This window comes from Pseudomonas sp. KH_046_2 (genome assembly GCF_057838985.1).
Window position 1 is genome coordinate 591180 of record NZ_CM174480.1, and the last position, 15407, is coordinate 606586.

Below are 15407 nucleotides of genomic sequence, written 5' to 3' on the forward strand. Positions count from 1 at the left end.
GTTCCGTATCAAGAATGCAGCGATTAGGTAAAACGGCCGCGAGTTTAGCACGCCCGGCCACCGGCCTAGGCTAAACTGCGCAGCATTGCCTAGGAGCCGACACATGCAAAACCCACAGAACCTGATCTGGATCGACCTGGAAATGACCGGTCTGAACCCGGACACCGACGTCATCATCGAAATGGCCACCATCGTCACCGACAGTGACCTGAACACCCTGGCCGAAGGCCCGGTGATCGCCATTCACCACAGCGACGAAATCCTCGCCGGCATGGACGAGTGGAACACCCGTCAGCACGGCGGTTCCGGGCTGACCCAGCGGGTTCGCGACAGCCGCATCAGCATGGCCGAAGCCGAAGCCGAAACCATCGCCTTCCTGGAGAAGTGGGTGCCGAAGGGCAAATCGCCGATCTGCGGCAACAGCATCTGCCAGGACCGGCGCTTCCTTTATACCCACATGAAATCTTTGGAAAGCTATTTCCACTACCGCAACCTCGACGTGTCCACGCTCAAAGAGCTGGTTGCGCGCTGGGCGCCGGACGTGCGGGACAGCTTCAAGAAGGGCAGCACCCACCTGGCGCTGGACGACATCCGCGAATCCATCGCCGAGTTGCAGCACTACCGCAAGCATTTCATCAAGGCTTGAAGCTATCGGGCTTTTGTGGCGACTCGCCCTCTTTTGGTGCTCAAGCGAAGTCAGTAGACTGCGCGCCTTTTTGCAAGGACCGCCACTATGCTGCTGATGCTCTACCTGATCGCCATCACCACCGAAGCCATGACCGGCGCCCTGTCTGCCGGGCGTCGTGGCATGGACTGGTTCGGTGTGGTGTTGATCGCTTGCGTCACGGCATTGGGTGGCGGTTCGGTGCGTGATGTGTTGCTCGGGCACTACCCGCTGACCTGGGTCAAGCACCCGGAGTATCTGGTGCTGACCACGGCGGCCGCCATGATCACGGTGTTCACTGCGCGCTGGATGCGGCATTTGCGCTCACTGTTCCTGGTGCTCGACGCCATGGGCCTGGTGGCGTTCACCCTGATCGGCTGCATCACTGCCTTGGAAATGGGCCATGGCATGCTGGTGGCTTCGGTCAGCGGCGTGATCACTGGGGTTTTTGGCGGCATCCTGCGGGACATTTTCTGCAACGATATTCCGCTGATTTTCCGGCGTGAGCTTTATGCCAGCGTTTCGTTTGCGGCGGCGTGGTGCTACATGCTCTGCATTTCTCTGCAATTACCCGATGAACAATCGATTCTGATCACCTTGTTCGGTGGCTTTCTGCTGCGCTTGCTGGCGATCCGTTTTCATTGGGAGATGCCCAAGTTCGTCTACAACGACGAAGCCTGACGTTCGGCATGTTGGCGCAACGCCCACTCGACATGTTCACGTACCAGTTGCGAAGGATGTTCCCGTCGCGCCTTCAGCGCCTCCAGCACCGGAATCGTTGAAGGCGCATTCCCCAACCCCACCGCCAGGTTGCGTAACCAGTTTTCGTAACCGGTCCGGCGTAGCGGCGAGCCTTCGGTGCTGCTCAGGAATTTCTCTTCATCCCACATGAACAGTTCCGCCAGCCCGGCATTGTCCAGATTGTGCCGCGGCTTGAAGTCGCTTTCACCGGACGGACGAGCGAAGCGGTTCCACGGGCAGACGATCTGGCAGTCATCGCAACCAAACACACGATTGCCGATCAGTGGCCGCAGGTCTTCAGGAATGGCGCCTTTGAGTTCGATGGTCAGGTAGGAAATGCAGCGTCGGGCATCCAGCACATAGGGGCCGACGAAGGCATTGGTCGGGCAAATGTCGAGGCAGGCGCTGCACCGCCCGCAGTGTTCGGTGGCGTGGGGCGGGTCTACTGGCAGCGGTAAGTCAACGAACAGTTCGGCGAGGAAGAAGTAACTGCCAGCCTTGCGATTCAAGACCAGGGTATTTTTGCCGATCCATCCAAGCCCCGCCTGTTCGGCGATGGCCTTTTCCAGCACCGGAGCACTGTCGACGAATGCGCGAAAGCCGAAAGGTCCGATGACCGCCTGAATCTTTTCTGCCAGTTGCTGCACGCGTTTGCGGATCAGCTTGTGGTAATCGCGCCCCAGGGCATAACGGGAGACGTAGGCTTTTTCCGGTTGGGCCAACACTTTCGCCATTTGGGTGTCGCCGGCCAGGTAGTCCATGCGCAAGGACACCACGCGCAAAGTGCCCGGTACCAGCTCTTCGGGGTGGGAGCGCTTGCTGCCGTGGGCGCCCATGTAGTCCATTTCGCCGTGGTAGCCGGCTTCGAGCCAGCGTTCCAGGTGCTGCTCATGCTCGGCCAGGTCGAGGCCGCTGATGCCGACTTGCTGGAAGCCAAGCTCGCGGCCCCAGTCCTTGATGGATTGGGCGAGGGCGGGCAGGTCTGTGGTAATAGCGGGCATGAGACGAGAGAAACCGGAGCTGAGGTGCGTATAATTCTGCCAGACATCGGAGCCCGAAGACGCATGCCGCACACTAAAGATGAATTACCCGACGCGCTGTATAGCGCCGCCCAGGTGCGAGCACTCGACGCAAGCCTGATCGCCGCCGGCACAGCAGGCTTCGAATTGATGCAGCGCGCGGCGCGAGCGACGTGGCGCGCGCTGGTGCGGCAGTGGCCGACTGCGAACGAGCTGAGCGTGCTGGCCGGGCATGGCAACAACGCCGGGGACGGGTACCTGGTGGCCGTGTTGGCCCGGCGTGCCGGTTGGTCGGTGCGGGTGCTGGCGGTGGGGGATCCGCAGCGCTTGCAGGGCGATGCGGCCTTGGCCCATGCCGAGGCGGTATCCGAAAGCGTGCTCATCGAGCCCTGGACGGCACAATCCGGATTGCGCGGCATTGTGCTGGATGCTTTGCTTGGCACTGGTCTTAGCGGAGATGTGCGTGAGCCGTATGCCAGCGCCATCGGCGCGATCAATGCTAGCGGACTGCCGGTTGCGGCGGTGGATATTCCGTCAGGGTTGTGCGCGGATACGGGCCGCATCCTTGGTCGTGCCGTACGTGCCGACCTGACGGTCACCTTTATTGGCTTGAAGGTGGGATTGCTCACCGGCGAGGCGGCCAATGTGGTCGGTGAACTGCTGTTCAACGACTTGCACGCTGACCCTCAGCTGATAGAAGGCGCTGCTTTCACCGCCCGTCGCTTGACCGCTGCTAATCTGCCGCGTCCAACGGCGCGGGCACAGGCTTCCCATAAAGGTAAATTCGGCCATGTGTTGCTGATCGGTGGCGACCGTGGGTTGGGTGGCGCGATCCTGCTGAGCGCGCAAAGTGCGCTGCGTAGCGGCGCGGGCATGGTGTCCGTTGCGACCCGCAGCGAACATGTCCCGGCCGCGCTGGCGCGGATACCCGAGGCGATGGTGCAGGGTACTTCGTCGGCCAATCAGTTGATGGGGTTGCTTCAAAAAGTTTCTGTGTTGGTTGTCGGTCCGGGGCTGGGCCAGGCTGGCTGGGGGCGCAGCTTGTTATCGGCTGCTGCCAATGCACCGCTGCCGCAAGTCTGGGACGCCGATGCGCTGAACATGTTGGCCGAGGAGCGTGTGAGTTTGCCCGGCAATTGCGTGATCACTCCGCACCCGGGCGAAGCGGCACGTTTGCTTGGGGTGAGCACTGCCGACGTTCAGTCTGACCGTCCCGCCGCAGCCCATGCCTTGAGCAAAAAATATACAGCGGTCGTCGTCCTCAAAGGTGCCGGCAGCCTGATCGCCCATCCCGACGGGCGTCTGGCGCTGTGTCATCAGGGGCACCCGGCCATGGCCACCGCCGGTTTGGGCGACGTGCTGGCCGGTTTGCTCGGCGCATTGCTGGCCCAGGGCATGGAGCCATTCGACGCGGCCTGCCTGGCGGTCTGGCTGCACGCCAATGCCGGCGAGCAACAAGGAAAATCGGGCCGTGGGCTGGCGGCCAGTGATCTGATCCCAGCCATTCGTCAGTTGTTGGAGGAGCAAGCACCGTGTCTGAAGTAACCCTGTACCTGGCCGATGAGCAGGCCATGAGCGACTTTGGCGCACGCATTGCCCGAATCACCCAAGGCCATGGCCTGATCTTCCTTGAGGGCAACCTGGGGATGGGCAAAACCACGTTGTCCCGAGGCATCATCCGCGGCTTTGGGCATGTCGGGGCAGTCAAAAGCCCGACCTTCACCCTGGTTGAGCCCTACGAGATCGGCGACATTCGCGCCTTCCATTTCGATTTGTACCGTCTGGTCGATCCGGAAGAGCTAGAGTTCCTCGGTATCCGCGACTACTTCGAAGACGATGCCCTGTGTCTGATCGAATGGCCCGATAAAGGTGCAGGCTTTTTGCCAAAGCCTGACCTGACCATTACCATTAGCCCGCAAGACAGCGGGCGTTCGCTGAAAATTTTATCCCAGGGCTCGCGTGGCGAGGCCTGGTGTGCCGCTTTGGCATTGGAATCCAAATAGATGATGGGGTTAGGTATGCGCTTTCGCGCGTTGGTGGCTGCCGTAGGGGTGTTGTTTTTGGCGGTGACCGTCGACGCTGTGGCCGATTCGAAGGTCAACAGTGTTCGTCTGTGGCGGGCACCGGACAACACACGACTGGTGTTTGACCTGACCGGCCCGGTACAACACAGCGTCTTTACCCTGACGGCCCCGGATCGCCTGGTCATCGACATCAATGGCGCGACCCTCGGTGCGCCGCTCAACGTCAACACCTCGAACACCCCGATTACCGCCATGCGCTCGGCTCAACGCACGCCGACCGACCTGCGGGTGGTCATCGACCTGAAAAAGGCCGTGACGCCGAAAAGCTTCTCCCTGGCGCCGAACGCCCAGTACGGCAACCGGTTGGTGGTCGATCTGTTCGATAACGCCGCAGACGCCGCGCCTCCTCCAGCGCCGACACCGTCGGTCGCCACGGTGCCTGCCGTACCGGTCACGCCGACGGAACCAGCAATCAAATTGCCGCCAGCACCGGCCGGCAAACGCGACATCATTGTGGTGATCGACGCCGGTCACGGTGGCGAAGACCCGGGGGCTTCCGGCTCCCGAGGCCAGCGCGAAAAAGACGTGGTGCTGCAGATTGCCCGCGAAACCCAACGCCAGGTCAACGGCATGAAAGGTTTCCGCGCCGAATTGACCCGTACCGGCGACTACTTCATTCCACTGCGCGGCCGTACTGAAATCGCCCGCAAGAAAGGCGCCGACCTGTTCGTCTCGATCCACGCCGACGCTGCGCCTTCTACCGCTGCTTTCGGTGCCTCGGTGTTCGCCTTGTCCGACCGTGGTGCCACCTCGGAGACTGCCCGCTGGCTGGCCGACAGCGAAAACCGTTCCGACCTGATCGGTGGTGCCGGCAATGTCAGCCTCGATGACAAGGACCGCATGCTCGCCGGCGTACTGCTCGATTTGTCGATGACGGCATCCCTGACCTCCAGCCTGAACGTTGGCCAGAAGGTGCTGAGCAACATCGGCCGGGTGACACCGCTGCACAAGCAGCGGGTCGAACAGGCCGGGTTCATGGTGCTGAAGTCGCCGGATATTCCGTCGATCCTGGTGGAAACCGGGTTTATCTCCAACGCCAACGAAGCCTCGAAGCTTGCCGCGTCGAGCCACCAGCAGGCGCTGGCGCGTTCGATCAGCAGCGGCGTGCGCCAGTTCTTCCAGCAGAACCCGCCACCGGGCACTTACATTGCCTGGCTGCGCGACTCCGGCAAGATTGTGCAAGGTCCGCGTGACCACCGCGTCAACCCGGGCGAGACCCTGGCGATGATCGCCGTGCGCTATCAGGTATCGCCCGCGACCCTGCGCAGCGCCAACAGCCTGTCGACCGATGAGCTCAAGGTCGGTCAGCACCTGACGATTCCGGGCACTGAACTGGCGGCCAAAGAATGAATCAGGTCGTGAACAACGGCGCGCGAATCGAACTGCTCAGCCCGCGACTGGCGAACCAGATTGCCGCGGGTGAGGTGGTCGAGCGCCCGGCTTCGGTGATCAAGGAACTGCTGGAAAATAGCCTGGACTCCGGCGCCAAACGCATCGATGTCGATGTGGAGCAGGGCGGCGTCAAATTGCTGCGGGTGCGCGACGATGGCAGCGGCATTTCCGCCGATGACCTGCCGCTGGCCCTGGCCCGTCACGCCACCAGCAAGATCCGCAACCTGGAAGACCTCGAACAGGTCATGAGCCTGGGGTTTCGCGGCGAGGCCCTGGCATCGATCAGCTCCGTAGCGCGCCTGACCCTGACCTCCCGCACCCGCGACGCCGATCAGGCCTGGCAGGTCGAAACCGAAGGTCGTGACATGGCGCCCCGCGTGCAGCCTGCGGCCCACCCGGTGGGCACTTCGGTTGAAGTGCGCGACCTGTTCTTCAACACGCCGGCGCGGCGCAAGTTTCTCAAGACCGAAAAAACCGAATTCGATCATCTGCAAGAAGTGATCAGGCGCCTGGCCCTGGCGCGCTTCGATGTGGCGTTCCATCTGCGCCACAACGGCAAGACCATCCTCAGCCTGCACGAGGCCCATGATGATTCGGCCCGTGCCCGGCGCGTGGCGGCGATCTGCGGGCCGGGCTTCCTGGAGCAGGCACTGCCGATCGAAATCGAGCGCAACGGCCTGCATCTATGGGGCTGGGTCGGCCTGCCGACCTTCAATCGCAGCCAGGCCGACTTGCAGTATTTCTTCGTCAATGGCCGTGCCGTGCGCGACAAACTGGTGGCCCACGCAGTGCGCCAGGCCTATCGCGATGTGCTGTTCAACGGTCGGCACCCGACCTTCGTGCTGTTTTTCGAAGTCGACCCGACCGGCGTCGACGTCAACGTGCACCCGACCAAGCACGAAGTGCGCTTCCGTGAAGGGCGCATGGTTCACGATTTCCTCTACGGCACCTTGCACCGCGCCTTGGGCGATGTGCGCCCCGACGATCAGCTGGCGGCTCCGGTCGCCACGGCCATCGTCCGGCCTACCGGCCTTGAAGCCGGTGAATTCGGGCCCCAGGGCGAAATGCGCCTGGCCGCCAATGCGCTGCTGGAACAGCCCCAGGCTCAGCCGTCGTTCAATACGCCGGCGGGATCGGGAGCTGGCGCGGGTTATCAATATCAGTACACGCCGCGACCGCAGTCCGGTGCCCCTGTTGCCGAAGTGCAGGCCGCCTATCGCGAGTTTTTTGCGCCGCTGCCCGAGGCCAATGCTGTCGCGCTGCCGGCCGGGCAGGACGACATCCCGCCGCTCGGTTATGCGCTGGCACAACTCAAGGGCATCTACATTCTTTCGGAAAACGCCCAGGGCTTGGTGCTGGTGGACATGCACGCCGCCCACGAGCGGATCATGTATGAGCGACTGAAGGTGGCGATGGCCAGCGAAGGTCTGAGCGGCCAGCCGTTGCTGGTGCCGGAGTCCCTGGCCGTCAGTCAGCGTGAAGCCGATTGCGCTGAGGAACATGTCGCCTGGTTCCAGCGCCTGGGCTTTGAATTGCAGCGCCTGGGCCCGGAAACCCTGGCGATTCGGCAGATCCCGGCACTGCTCAAGCAGGCCGAAGCCAACCGGCTGGTCGCCGACGTCCTGGCTGATCTGATGGAGTTCGGCACCAGCGACCGCATTCAGGCGCACCTGAACGAATTGCTCGGGACCATGGCCTGCCACGGTGCGGTTCGTGCGAATCGGCGCCTGGCCCTGCCGGAAATGAACGGTCTGCTGCGTGACATGGAAAACACCGAGCGCAGCGGTCAATGCAACCATGGCCGACCGACCTGGACCCAACTGGGCCTGGACGATCTGGACAAACTGTTCTTGCGCGGTCGTTGATGAGCCAGTTCCCACCTGCGATTTTCCTGATGGGCCCGACCGCCGCCGGCAAGACCGACCTGGCCATCGAACTCACCAAGGTCCTGCCTTGCGAGTTGATCAGCGTCGATTCGGCGCTGGTCTACCGTGGCATGGACATCGGCACCGCCAAGCCTTCCAAAGAACTGCTGGCGCAATATCCGCATCGTCTGATCGATATTCTCGACCCGGCCGAGAGCTATTCGGCCGCGGATTTCCGCCGTGACGCCCTGGAAGCCATGGCCGATATCACCGCGCGCGGAAAAATTCCGCTGCTGGTGGGCGGCACCATGCTCTATTACAAGGCTTTGGTTGAAGGTCTGGCGGATATGCCGGCCGCCGATCCCGAGGTCCGTGCGCAAATTGAAGAAGAGGCTGCGCGCCTTGGCTGGCAAGCCTTGCACGAACAATTGGCGGTGATTGATCCGGAATCCGCAGCCCGAATACATCCGAACGATCCCCAGCGATTGAGTCGAGCACTGGAGGTTTATCGTGTCAGCGGTCAAAGCATGACCGCCCTGCGATTGCAACAATCTGTGCAAAGTACCGAAGCAGCCGCTTCGGGACTGCAACAATTGCCCTATACTGTCGCGAACTTGGCCATTGCTCCGGCAAATCGCCAGGTACTGCACGAGCGAATTAAACAAAGATTCACTTTAATGTTGGAACAGGGATTCATTGACGAGGTCGTAGCCCTGCGTAATAGAGGTGACCTGCATGCCGGGTTGCCGTCTATACGTGCAGTAGGCTACCGCCAAGTCTGGGACTACCTGGATGGCAAGCTGACGTCAGCCGAGATGCAGGAGCGTGGAATCATTGCCACGCGCCAATTGGCGAAACGCCAGTTCACCTGGCTGCGCAGTTGGACTGATCTGCATTGGCTGGACAGTCTGGATTGCGACAATCTGCCGCGCGCCTTGAAATACCTTGGGACCATCTCCATATTGAGCTGAGTCCTTGCAATTGCCGTCTATCCTTGGGGGTGTGGCGGCCAAAGCCATCTGATTACCTATTTTTATATTGAATCCTTAAAGGAGTGCGGCACATGTCAAAAGGGCATTCGCTACAAGACCCTTACTTGAATACTTTACGTAAAGAGAAAGTTGGGGTGTCCATCTACCTGGTCAACGGTATCAAGCTGCAAGGCACGATCGAGTCTTTCGACCAGTTCGTTATCCTGCTGAAAAACACCGTCAGCCAGATGGTCTACAAACACGCGATCTCTACAGTGGTGCCGGTTCGTCCAATTCGTCTGCCTAGCGCAACTGAATCCGAAGCTGGTGACGCTGAGCCAGGTAACGCCTGATAGGAGTCTCCTTTGTTCTTTGAGCGCCACGGTGGTGGTGAGCGAGTAATCCTCGTTCACTTGGATGGACAGGACCCTGAGGCGCGCGAAGATCCGCAGGAGTTTCAGGAATTGGCTAATTCGGCGGGTGCCGAGACCGTTGCGTTTTTTAACGTGCCGCGTCATCGGCCAACCGCCAAGACCCTGATTGGCAGTGGCAAGGTCGAGGAACTGCGCGACCTGGTCAAAGCCGAACAGGCCGATCTGGTGATTTTCAATCACATCCTCACACCCAGTCAGGAACGTAACCTCGAACGTGTTTTCGAGTGTCGCGTGATCGACCGTACCGGTCTGATTCTCGATATTTTCGCCCAGCGCGCCCGTACCCATGAAGGCAAGCTCCAGGTCGAACTGGCCCAGCTTGACCACATGAGCACCCGGCTGGTTCGTGGCTGGACTCACCTTGAGCGCCAGGGTGGCGGTATCGGTATGCGTGGCCCGGGTGAAACCCAGCTGGAAACCGACCGCCGTTTGCTGCGGGTTCGCCTGCGGCAGATCAAGGGTCGGCTGGAGAAAGTGCGCAGCCAGCGAGAACAGTCGCGCCGTGGCCGATCGCGTGCGGATATTCCTACCGTGTCCCTGGTGGGGTACACCAACGCCGGTAAATCCACGCTCTTCAATAACGTGACGAAATCCGACGTCTACGCAGCTGACCAATTGTTTGCCACGCTGGACCCGACCCTGCGTCGTCTGGATATAGACGATCTGGGGCCGATTGTCCTGGCGGACACTGTGGGTTTCATTCGCCACTTGCCCCACAAGCTGGTCGAAGCATTTCGGTCTACTCTCGAAGAGTCGAGCAACTCCGATCTGTTGCTGCACGTGATCGATGCGGCCGAACCAGATCGCATGTTGCAGATCGAGCAGGTAATGGTGGTGCTCGGCGAGATTGGTGCTCAGGACTTGCCGATCCTCGAGGTCTATAACAAACTCGATTTGCTTGAAGGCGTTGAGCCACAAATCCAGCGCGACGAAAACGGCAAGCCCCAACGGGTCTGGCTGTCGGCACGTGATGGCAGTGGTCTGGAATTGCTTGAGCAAGCCATTGCCGAGTTACTGGGCAGTGATTTGTTTGTCGGTACCTTGCGCTTGCCGCAACGATTCGCTCGACTGCGTGCGCAGTTCTTCGAACTCGGTGCGGTGCAGAAAGAAGAACACGACGAAGAAGGCATCAGTTTGCTGGCCGTTCGTTTGCCCCGGGTCGAGTTGAATCGACTGGTAAGCCGCGAGGGATTGCAGCCGATGGAGTTCATCGAACAACACACTTTGCAATAAAAGCCTGAGAAAGCGGTTGTGCCGTGGTGACAGGCATTCTGTAGCATTGGTCGGCGCGCCGTGGGTGCGTCTTTGCTTTATCAGATGGAGAGCGCTATGGCTTGGAATGAGCCGGGTGGCAACTCGAATAATCAGGATCCTTGGGGTGGCAAGCGTCGTAACAACGGCGACCGCAAGGGACCACCGGATCTCGACGAGGCCTTCCGAAAGCTGCAGGAAAGCCTGAACGGTTTGTTCGGTGGCGGTAAGAAACGTGGTGGCGACGACGGCGGTGGCCCGGGCAAGAGTGGCGGCTTTGGCGGCCTGCTCGGCATCGGCCTGGTCGTCTTGGCCGCCGTTTGGCTGTACAGCGCGGTTTATGTCGTCGACGAGCAGGAGCAAGCTGTAGTGCTGCGCTTCGGCAAGTACTACGAAACCGTGGGTCCGGGCCTGAACATCTACTTCCCGCCGATCGACAAGAAGTACATGGAGAACGTCACGCGTGAGCGTGCCTACACCAAGCAGGGCCAGATGCTGACTGAAGACGAGAACATCGTCGAAGTGCCGCTGACCGTGCAGTACAAGATCAGCAACCTGCAGGACTTCGTGCTGAGCGTCGATCAGCCGGAAATCAGCCTGCAGCACGCGACCGACAGCGCCTTGCGCCATGTGGTGGGTTCCACCGCGATGGACCAGGTACTGACCGAAGGTCGTGAGTTGATGGCCAGCGAGATCAAGGAGCGTCTGCAACGCTTCATGGACACCTATCGCACCGGTATCACCGTTACCCAGGTCAACGTACAGAGCGCAGCGGCACCGCGCGAAGTCCAGGAAGCCTTCGATGATGTGATCCGTGCCCGGGAAGACGAGCAGCGTTCGCGCAACCAGGCCGAAACCTATGCCAACGGCGTCGTGCCGGAAGCTCGTGGTCAGGCCCAGCGCATCCTTGAGGATGCCAATGGTTACCGTGACGAGACCGTCTCGCGCGCCAAGGGTGAGGCCGATCGCTTCACCAAACTGGTCGCCGAGTACCGCAAGGCGCCTGAAGTCACCCGCCAGCGTCTGTACCTGGACACCATGCAGGAAGTCTTCACCAACACCAGCAAGGTTCTCGTGACCGGCAACAAGAACGGCCAGAACAACCTGTTGTACCTGCCGCTGGACAAGATGGTCGAAAGTGGTCGCAGCACCAGCACGCAGGTGAGCAGTGCGGCAGCCACCAGCAATGAAGCGAGTTCGCGTGCGGCAGCAGATCCGCAGCAACAGCAAGCTCGTACCAGGGAGAGTCGCTGATGAGCAATAAATCGCTGATCGCCCTTATTGTCGGCGTCGTCGTGGCGATCGCTGCCTGGAACTGCTTCTACATCGTGGCTCAGACCGAGCGTGCGGTGTTGCTGCAGTTCGGTCGCGTGGTCCAGACCGATGTTCAGCCAGGCCTGCATGTGAAAGTGCCTTACGTTAACCAGGTGCGTAAATTCGACGCACGCCTGATGACGCTGGATGCACCGACACAACGCTTCCTGACGCTGGAAAAGAAAGCCGTGATGGTCGATGCCTACGCCAAGTGGCGCGTGAAGGACGCAGAGCGTTACTACACCGCGACTTCCGGCCTCAAGCAGATCGCCGACGAGCGTTTGTCCCGTCGTCTGGAATCGGGCCTGCGTGACCAGTTCGGTAAGCGCACCCTGCACGAAGTGGTGTCGGGTGAACGTGATGCGCTGATGGCGGATATCACGGCTTCGCTGAACAAGATGGCCGAGAAAGAGTTGGGCATCGAAGTGGTCGATGTTCGGGTCAAGACCATCGACCTGCCGAAAGAAGTGAACCGCAGTGTGTTCGAACGTATGAGCACCGAGCGTGAGCGTGAAGCTCGCGAGCACCGCGCCAAGGGTAACGAACTGGCAGAAGGCATCCGTGCCGACGCCGATCGTCAACGCCGCGTGCTGCTGGCTGAAGCCTATCGTGAATCCGAAGAGGTTCGCGGTGACGGTGATGCCCAGGCCGCTGCGATCTACTCCAAGGCGTACGGTCAGGACCAGGAGTTCTACGCGTTCTACCGTAGCCTGCGTGCGTACCGTGAAAGCTTTGCGAACAAATCCGACGTACTGGTCCTCGACCCAAGCAGTGACTTCTTCCACTACCTGGAAAAAGCCAAGCCTTGATACGGCGTTGACCTGATTTATCCCCCGCCGGGCGGCTAAAACCTCTGGCGGGGTGATCCTTTGGGAAAACGTGTGTATGATGCGGCAGCCGGGAAATTCCCGGCTTTTTTGCGTCTGCATGTTTGATTGCTGTTTTTAAGCAGATGCCGGGCCGATTGGCTCGACAGTTTTTCGAGGAAAGTGGTTGGCGAAGCCGGTAGAAGGGCTTTTCGCTCCGTCGCTCATGCGCGTGGTTTGTGCGCAAGCCGATCATTTTCTGCTTCACTCAAGGCTCGCCGACAGGCTGGTCGCCCGGAGATAGGGGAAGGCGTAATGGCAACGGTAGACCGCTGGCTTCTGCCAGATGGCATCGAAGAAGTACTGCCACCGGAAGCTGCGCGTATTGAAGTCGCGCGTCGTCAGGTGTTGGATCTGTTCCAGAGCTGGGGTTACGAGTTTGTCGTGACTCCCCATATCGAGTACTTGGAATCCCTGCTGACCGGCGCGGGCCAGGACCTGGATCTGCGCACCTTCAAGGTCATCGACCCGCAATCGGGCCGTCAGATGGGTTTCCGTGCCGACATCACGCCGCAGGTGGCGCGCATCGATGCGCATACCCTGCGTCGCGAAGGCCCGAACCGTCTGTGCTATGCCGGCAGCGTGCTGCATGCCCAGCCACGCGCCTTGTCGACCTCGCGCAGCCCGATCCAGTTGGGCGCCGAGTTGTACGGCGATGGCAGCCCGAGCAGCGACGTCGAAGTCATCAGCCTGATGCTGGCCATGCTGCAACTGGCCGACGTGCCGGATGTGCACATGGACCTCGGCCATGTCGGTATCTACCGCGGCCTGGCCCGCGCGGCCGGTTTGTCCGGTGAAGTCGAGCAGCAGTTGTTCGATGCCTTGCAACGCAAGGCCATCGACGAGGTCATTACCTTGACCGAAGGCTTGCCTGCCGATCTGTCGGGCATGCTGCGTGCGTTGGTCGACCTGTGTGGCGGTCGTGAAGTGCTGGCTGCGGCCCGCGAGCGCCTGGCCAAGGCGCCTGCCCCTGTTCTGGCAGCGCTGGACGACTTGCTGGCGATTGCCGAGCGGCTGTCCGTGCGTTTCCCTGAGCTGCCGCTGTATTTCGACCTGGGCGAGCTGCGCGGCTACCACTACCACACCGGTGTGGTGTTCGCCGTGTTCGTGCCGGGCGTTGGCCAGTCCATTGCCCAGGGCGGTCGTTACGACGACATCGGCGCCGACTTCGGTCGCGCCCGTCCGGCGACCGGCTTCTCCACCGATTTGAAAACCCTGGTGACCCTGGGGCGTGCTGAGATCGAGCTACCGTCTGGCGGTATCTGGATGCCTGACAGTACGGATGCGGCACTCTGGCAGCAGGTTTGCCAGTTGCGCAGTGAGGGTCAGCGTGTCGTTCAGGCCTTGCCTGGACAGCCTTTGGCCGCCGCCCGTGAAGCGGACTGCGACCGGCAATTGATTCAGCAGAACGGGCTTTGGCAAGTATCGCCACTGGCTTCTTGAGTTTTCCTGCCGGCTGCCGCCGGCACCAAGTTTGCGCGAATGAGGACAAGTGTTATGGGTAAGAATGTCGTAGTCCTGGGCACCCAGTGGGGTGATGAGGGCAAAGGCAAGATCGTTGATCTGCTGACCGAACATGCTGCCGCCGTAGTGCGCTACCAGGGTGGCCACAACGCTGGTCACACTCTGGTGATCGATGGCGAAAAAACCGTCTTGCACCTGATCCCGTCGGGCGTGCTGCGCGAAGGCGTGCAGTGCCTGATCGGCAACGGCGTGGTGGTTGCACCTGACGCCCTGCTGCGCGAGATCACCAAGCTGGAAGAAAAAGGCGTACCGGTGCGCGAGCGTCTGCGTATCAGCCCGTCCTGCCCGCTGATCCTGTCCTTCCACGTTGCGCTGGACCAGGCCCGTGAAAAGGCCCGTGGCGAGCTGAAGATCGGTACCACCGGTCGCGGCATCGGCCCGGCCTACGAAGACAAGGTTGCACGTCGTGGCCTGCGTGTGGGCGACCTGCTCAACATGCCGCGCTTTGAAGACAAGCTGCGTGAACTGGTGGATTACCACAACTTCATGCTGGTGGGTTACTACAAAGAGCCGGCCATCGAATTCGACAAGACCCTGGCCGAATGCAAGGAATACGCTGAGCTGCTCAAGCCGCTGATGCTGGACGTGACTGCCGAGCTGCACGACCTGCGTCGCGCTGGCAAAGACATCATGTTCGAAGGCGCCCAAGGCTCCCTGCTGGACATCGACCACGGTACCTACCCGTACGTGACCAGCTCTAACACCACCGCTGGCGGCGTTGCTACCGGCTCGGGTGTTGGCCCTATGTTCCTGGACTACATCCTGGGCATCACCAAGGCTTACACCACACGTGTAGGTTCGGGTCCATTCCCGACGGAGCTGTTTGACGAAGTCGGTGCGCACCTGGCTAAACAAGGTCACGAGTTCGGCGCGACTACCGGCCGTGCTCGTCGTTGTGGCTGGTTCGACGCTGTTATCCTGCGTCGCGCTATCGATGTGAACAGCATCTCGGGCATCTGCCTGACCAAGCTGGACGTACTCGACGGTCTGGAAACCATCAACATCTGCGTCGGCTACAAGGATGCGGAAGGTAATGGCGTTGCCCCGACTGATGCTGACAGCTACGTGGGCCTGCAGCCTGTGTACGAAGAAGTGCCGGGCTGGACCGAGTCGACCGTGGGTGCCAAAACCCTGGAAGAGCTGCCAGCTAACGCCCGTGCTTACATCAAGCGCGTTGAAGAGCTGATCGGCGCGCCGATCGACATTATTTCGACGGGCCCGGACCGCAACGAAACCATCGTTCTGCGTCATCCGTTTGCTTGATAAGTCGTTGATGTAAAAC

At 60.8% G+C, this 15407-nt stretch carries 14 protein-coding genes; 13 read left to right on the forward strand and 1 reads right to left on the reverse strand.

Annotation, left to right across the window (positions count from 1 at the left end):
• Positions 1–103 precede the first annotated feature (103 nt).
• Both orn and AC3IX1_RS02670 read left to right on the forward strand, forming a co-directional pair.
• Entirely contained in the window at positions 104–646 is a 543-nt protein-coding gene (gene orn, locus AC3IX1_RS02665; RefSeq protein ID WP_489387030.1) for an oligoribonuclease, read from the forward strand.
• 87 nt (positions 647–733) lie between these two features.
• Positions 734–1345, forward strand: coding sequence for a trimeric intracellular cation channel family protein (locus AC3IX1_RS02670; protein WP_489387031.1), 612 nt, complete (start codon positions 734–736; stop codon positions 1343–1345).
• On the opposite strand, the gene queG is transcribed toward AC3IX1_RS02670, so the two are convergent.
• Positions 1327–2406, reverse strand: a complete 1080-nt coding sequence (gene queG / locus AC3IX1_RS02675) for a tRNA epoxyqueuosine(34) reductase QueG (RefSeq protein ID WP_489387032.1) — start codon at positions 2404–2406, stop codon at positions 1327–1329. The two genes, AC3IX1_RS02670 and queG, sit on opposite strands and share 19 nt — an antisense overlap.
• A 63-nt stretch (positions 2407–2469) precedes the next feature.
• Here queG and AC3IX1_RS02680 point away from each other — a divergent pair, with 63 nt between their 5' ends.
• The 11 genes from AC3IX1_RS02680 (at position 2470) to AC3IX1_RS02730 (ending at position 15388) form a co-directional block, all read left to right on the forward strand.
• Positions 2470–3969 carry an NAD(P)H-hydrate dehydratase gene (locus AC3IX1_RS02680; protein WP_489387033.1) on the forward strand — a complete coding sequence of 500 codons (1500 nt, stop codon included), beginning with the start codon at positions 2470–2472 and terminating at the stop codon, positions 3967–3969.
• Positions 3957–4427 carry a tRNA (adenosine(37)-N6)-threonylcarbamoyltransferase complex ATPase subunit type 1 TsaE gene (gene tsaE, locus AC3IX1_RS02685; RefSeq protein ID WP_150727883.1) on the forward strand — a complete coding sequence of 157 codons (471 nt, stop codon included), beginning with the start codon at positions 3957–3959 and terminating at the stop codon, positions 4425–4427. Before AC3IX1_RS02680 ends, tsaE begins: the two co-directional genes overlap by 13 nt.
• Positions 4428–5858 carry an N-acetylmuramoyl-L-alanine amidase gene (locus AC3IX1_RS02690; RefSeq protein ID WP_489387034.1) on the forward strand — a complete coding sequence of 477 codons (1431 nt, stop codon included), beginning with the start codon at positions 4428–4430 and terminating at the stop codon, positions 5856–5858.
• Entirely contained in the window at positions 5855–7765 is a 1911-nt protein-coding gene (mutL, locus tag AC3IX1_RS02695) for a DNA mismatch repair endonuclease MutL (protein ID WP_489387035.1), read from the forward strand. Before AC3IX1_RS02690 ends, mutL begins: the two co-directional genes overlap by 4 nt.
• Positions 7765–8736 (forward strand): tRNA (adenosine(37)-N6)-dimethylallyltransferase MiaA, encoded by a 972-nt coding sequence (miaA, locus tag AC3IX1_RS02700; RefSeq protein WP_046039821.1) that lies wholly within the window; start codon positions 7765–7767, stop codon positions 8734–8736. The genes mutL and miaA overlap by 1 nt, the downstream gene beginning before the upstream one ends.
• Before the next feature lie 92 nt (positions 8737–8828).
• Entirely contained in the window at positions 8829–9089 is a 261-nt protein-coding gene (hfq, locus tag AC3IX1_RS02705) for an RNA chaperone Hfq (protein ID WP_007902656.1), read from the forward strand.
• A 12-nt stretch (positions 9090–9101) separates the two neighbouring features.
• Positions 9102–10403 carry a ribosome rescue GTPase HflX gene (hflX, locus tag AC3IX1_RS02710; protein WP_008048071.1) on the forward strand — a complete coding sequence of 434 codons (1302 nt, stop codon included), beginning with the start codon at positions 9102–9104 and terminating at the stop codon, positions 10401–10403.
• Positions 10404–10499: 96 nt separating this feature from the next.
• On the forward strand, positions 10500–11675 hold the full coding sequence (hflK, locus tag AC3IX1_RS02715) for an FtsH protease activity modulator HflK (protein ID WP_489387036.1): 1176 nt from the start codon (positions 10500–10502) through the stop codon (positions 11673–11675).
• Positions 11675–12544, forward strand: a complete 870-nt coding sequence (gene hflC / locus AC3IX1_RS02720) for a protease modulator HflC (protein WP_056725458.1) — start codon at positions 11675–11677, stop codon at positions 12542–12544. Before hflK ends, hflC begins: the two co-directional genes overlap by 1 nt.
• Before the next feature lie 312 nt (positions 12545–12856).
• Positions 12857–14044, forward strand: a complete 1188-nt coding sequence (locus AC3IX1_RS02725; protein ID WP_489387037.1) for an ATP phosphoribosyltransferase regulatory subunit — start codon at positions 12857–12859, stop codon at positions 14042–14044.
• A gap of 54 nt (positions 14045–14098) precedes the next feature.
• Positions 14099–15388: an adenylosuccinate synthase gene (locus tag AC3IX1_RS02730; RefSeq protein WP_477753169.1), complete on the forward strand. Its 1290-nt coding sequence runs from the start codon at positions 14099–14101 to the stop codon at positions 15386–15388.
• Positions 15389–15407: the final 19 nt, after the last annotated feature.

Excerpts from the sequence above, each read along its gene's own strand:
- orn (WP_489387030.1), top strand. The coding sequence starts at position 104 with ATGCAAAACCCACAGAACCTGATCTGGATCGACCTGGAAATGACCGGT.
- AC3IX1_RS02670 (WP_489387031.1), top strand. The coding sequence starts at position 734 with ATGCTGCTGATGCTCTACCTGATCGCCATCACCACCGAAGCCATGACC.
- queG (WP_489387032.1), bottom strand. The coding sequence starts at position 2,406 with ATGCCCGCTATTACCACAGACCTGCCCGCCCTCGCCCAATCCATCAAG.
- AC3IX1_RS02680 (WP_489387033.1), top strand. The coding sequence starts at position 2,470 with ATGCCGCACACTAAAGATGAATTACCCGACGCGCTGTATAGCGCCGCC.
- AC3IX1_RS02690 (WP_489387034.1), top strand. The coding sequence starts at position 4,428 with ATGATGGGGTTAGGTATGCGCTTTCGCGCGTTGGTGGCTGCCGTAGGG.
- mutL (WP_489387035.1), top strand. The coding sequence starts at position 5,855 with ATGAATCAGGTCGTGAACAACGGCGCGCGAATCGAACTGCTCAGCCCG.
- miaA (WP_046039821.1), top strand. The coding sequence starts at position 7,765 with ATGAGCCAGTTCCCACCTGCGATTTTCCTGATGGGCCCGACCGCCGCC.
- hfq (WP_007902656.1), top strand. The coding sequence starts at position 8,829 with ATGTCAAAAGGGCATTCGCTACAAGACCCTTACTTGAATACTTTACGT.
- hflK (WP_489387036.1), top strand. The coding sequence starts at position 10,500 with ATGGCTTGGAATGAGCCGGGTGGCAACTCGAATAATCAGGATCCTTGG.
- hflC (WP_056725458.1), top strand. The coding sequence starts at position 11,675 with ATGAGCAATAAATCGCTGATCGCCCTTATTGTCGGCGTCGTCGTGGCG.
- AC3IX1_RS02725 (WP_489387037.1), top strand. The coding sequence starts at position 12,857 with ATGGCAACGGTAGACCGCTGGCTTCTGCCAGATGGCATCGAAGAAGTA.
- AC3IX1_RS02730 (WP_477753169.1), top strand. The coding sequence starts at position 14,099 with ATGGGTAAGAATGTCGTAGTCCTGGGCACCCAGTGGGGTGATGAGGGC.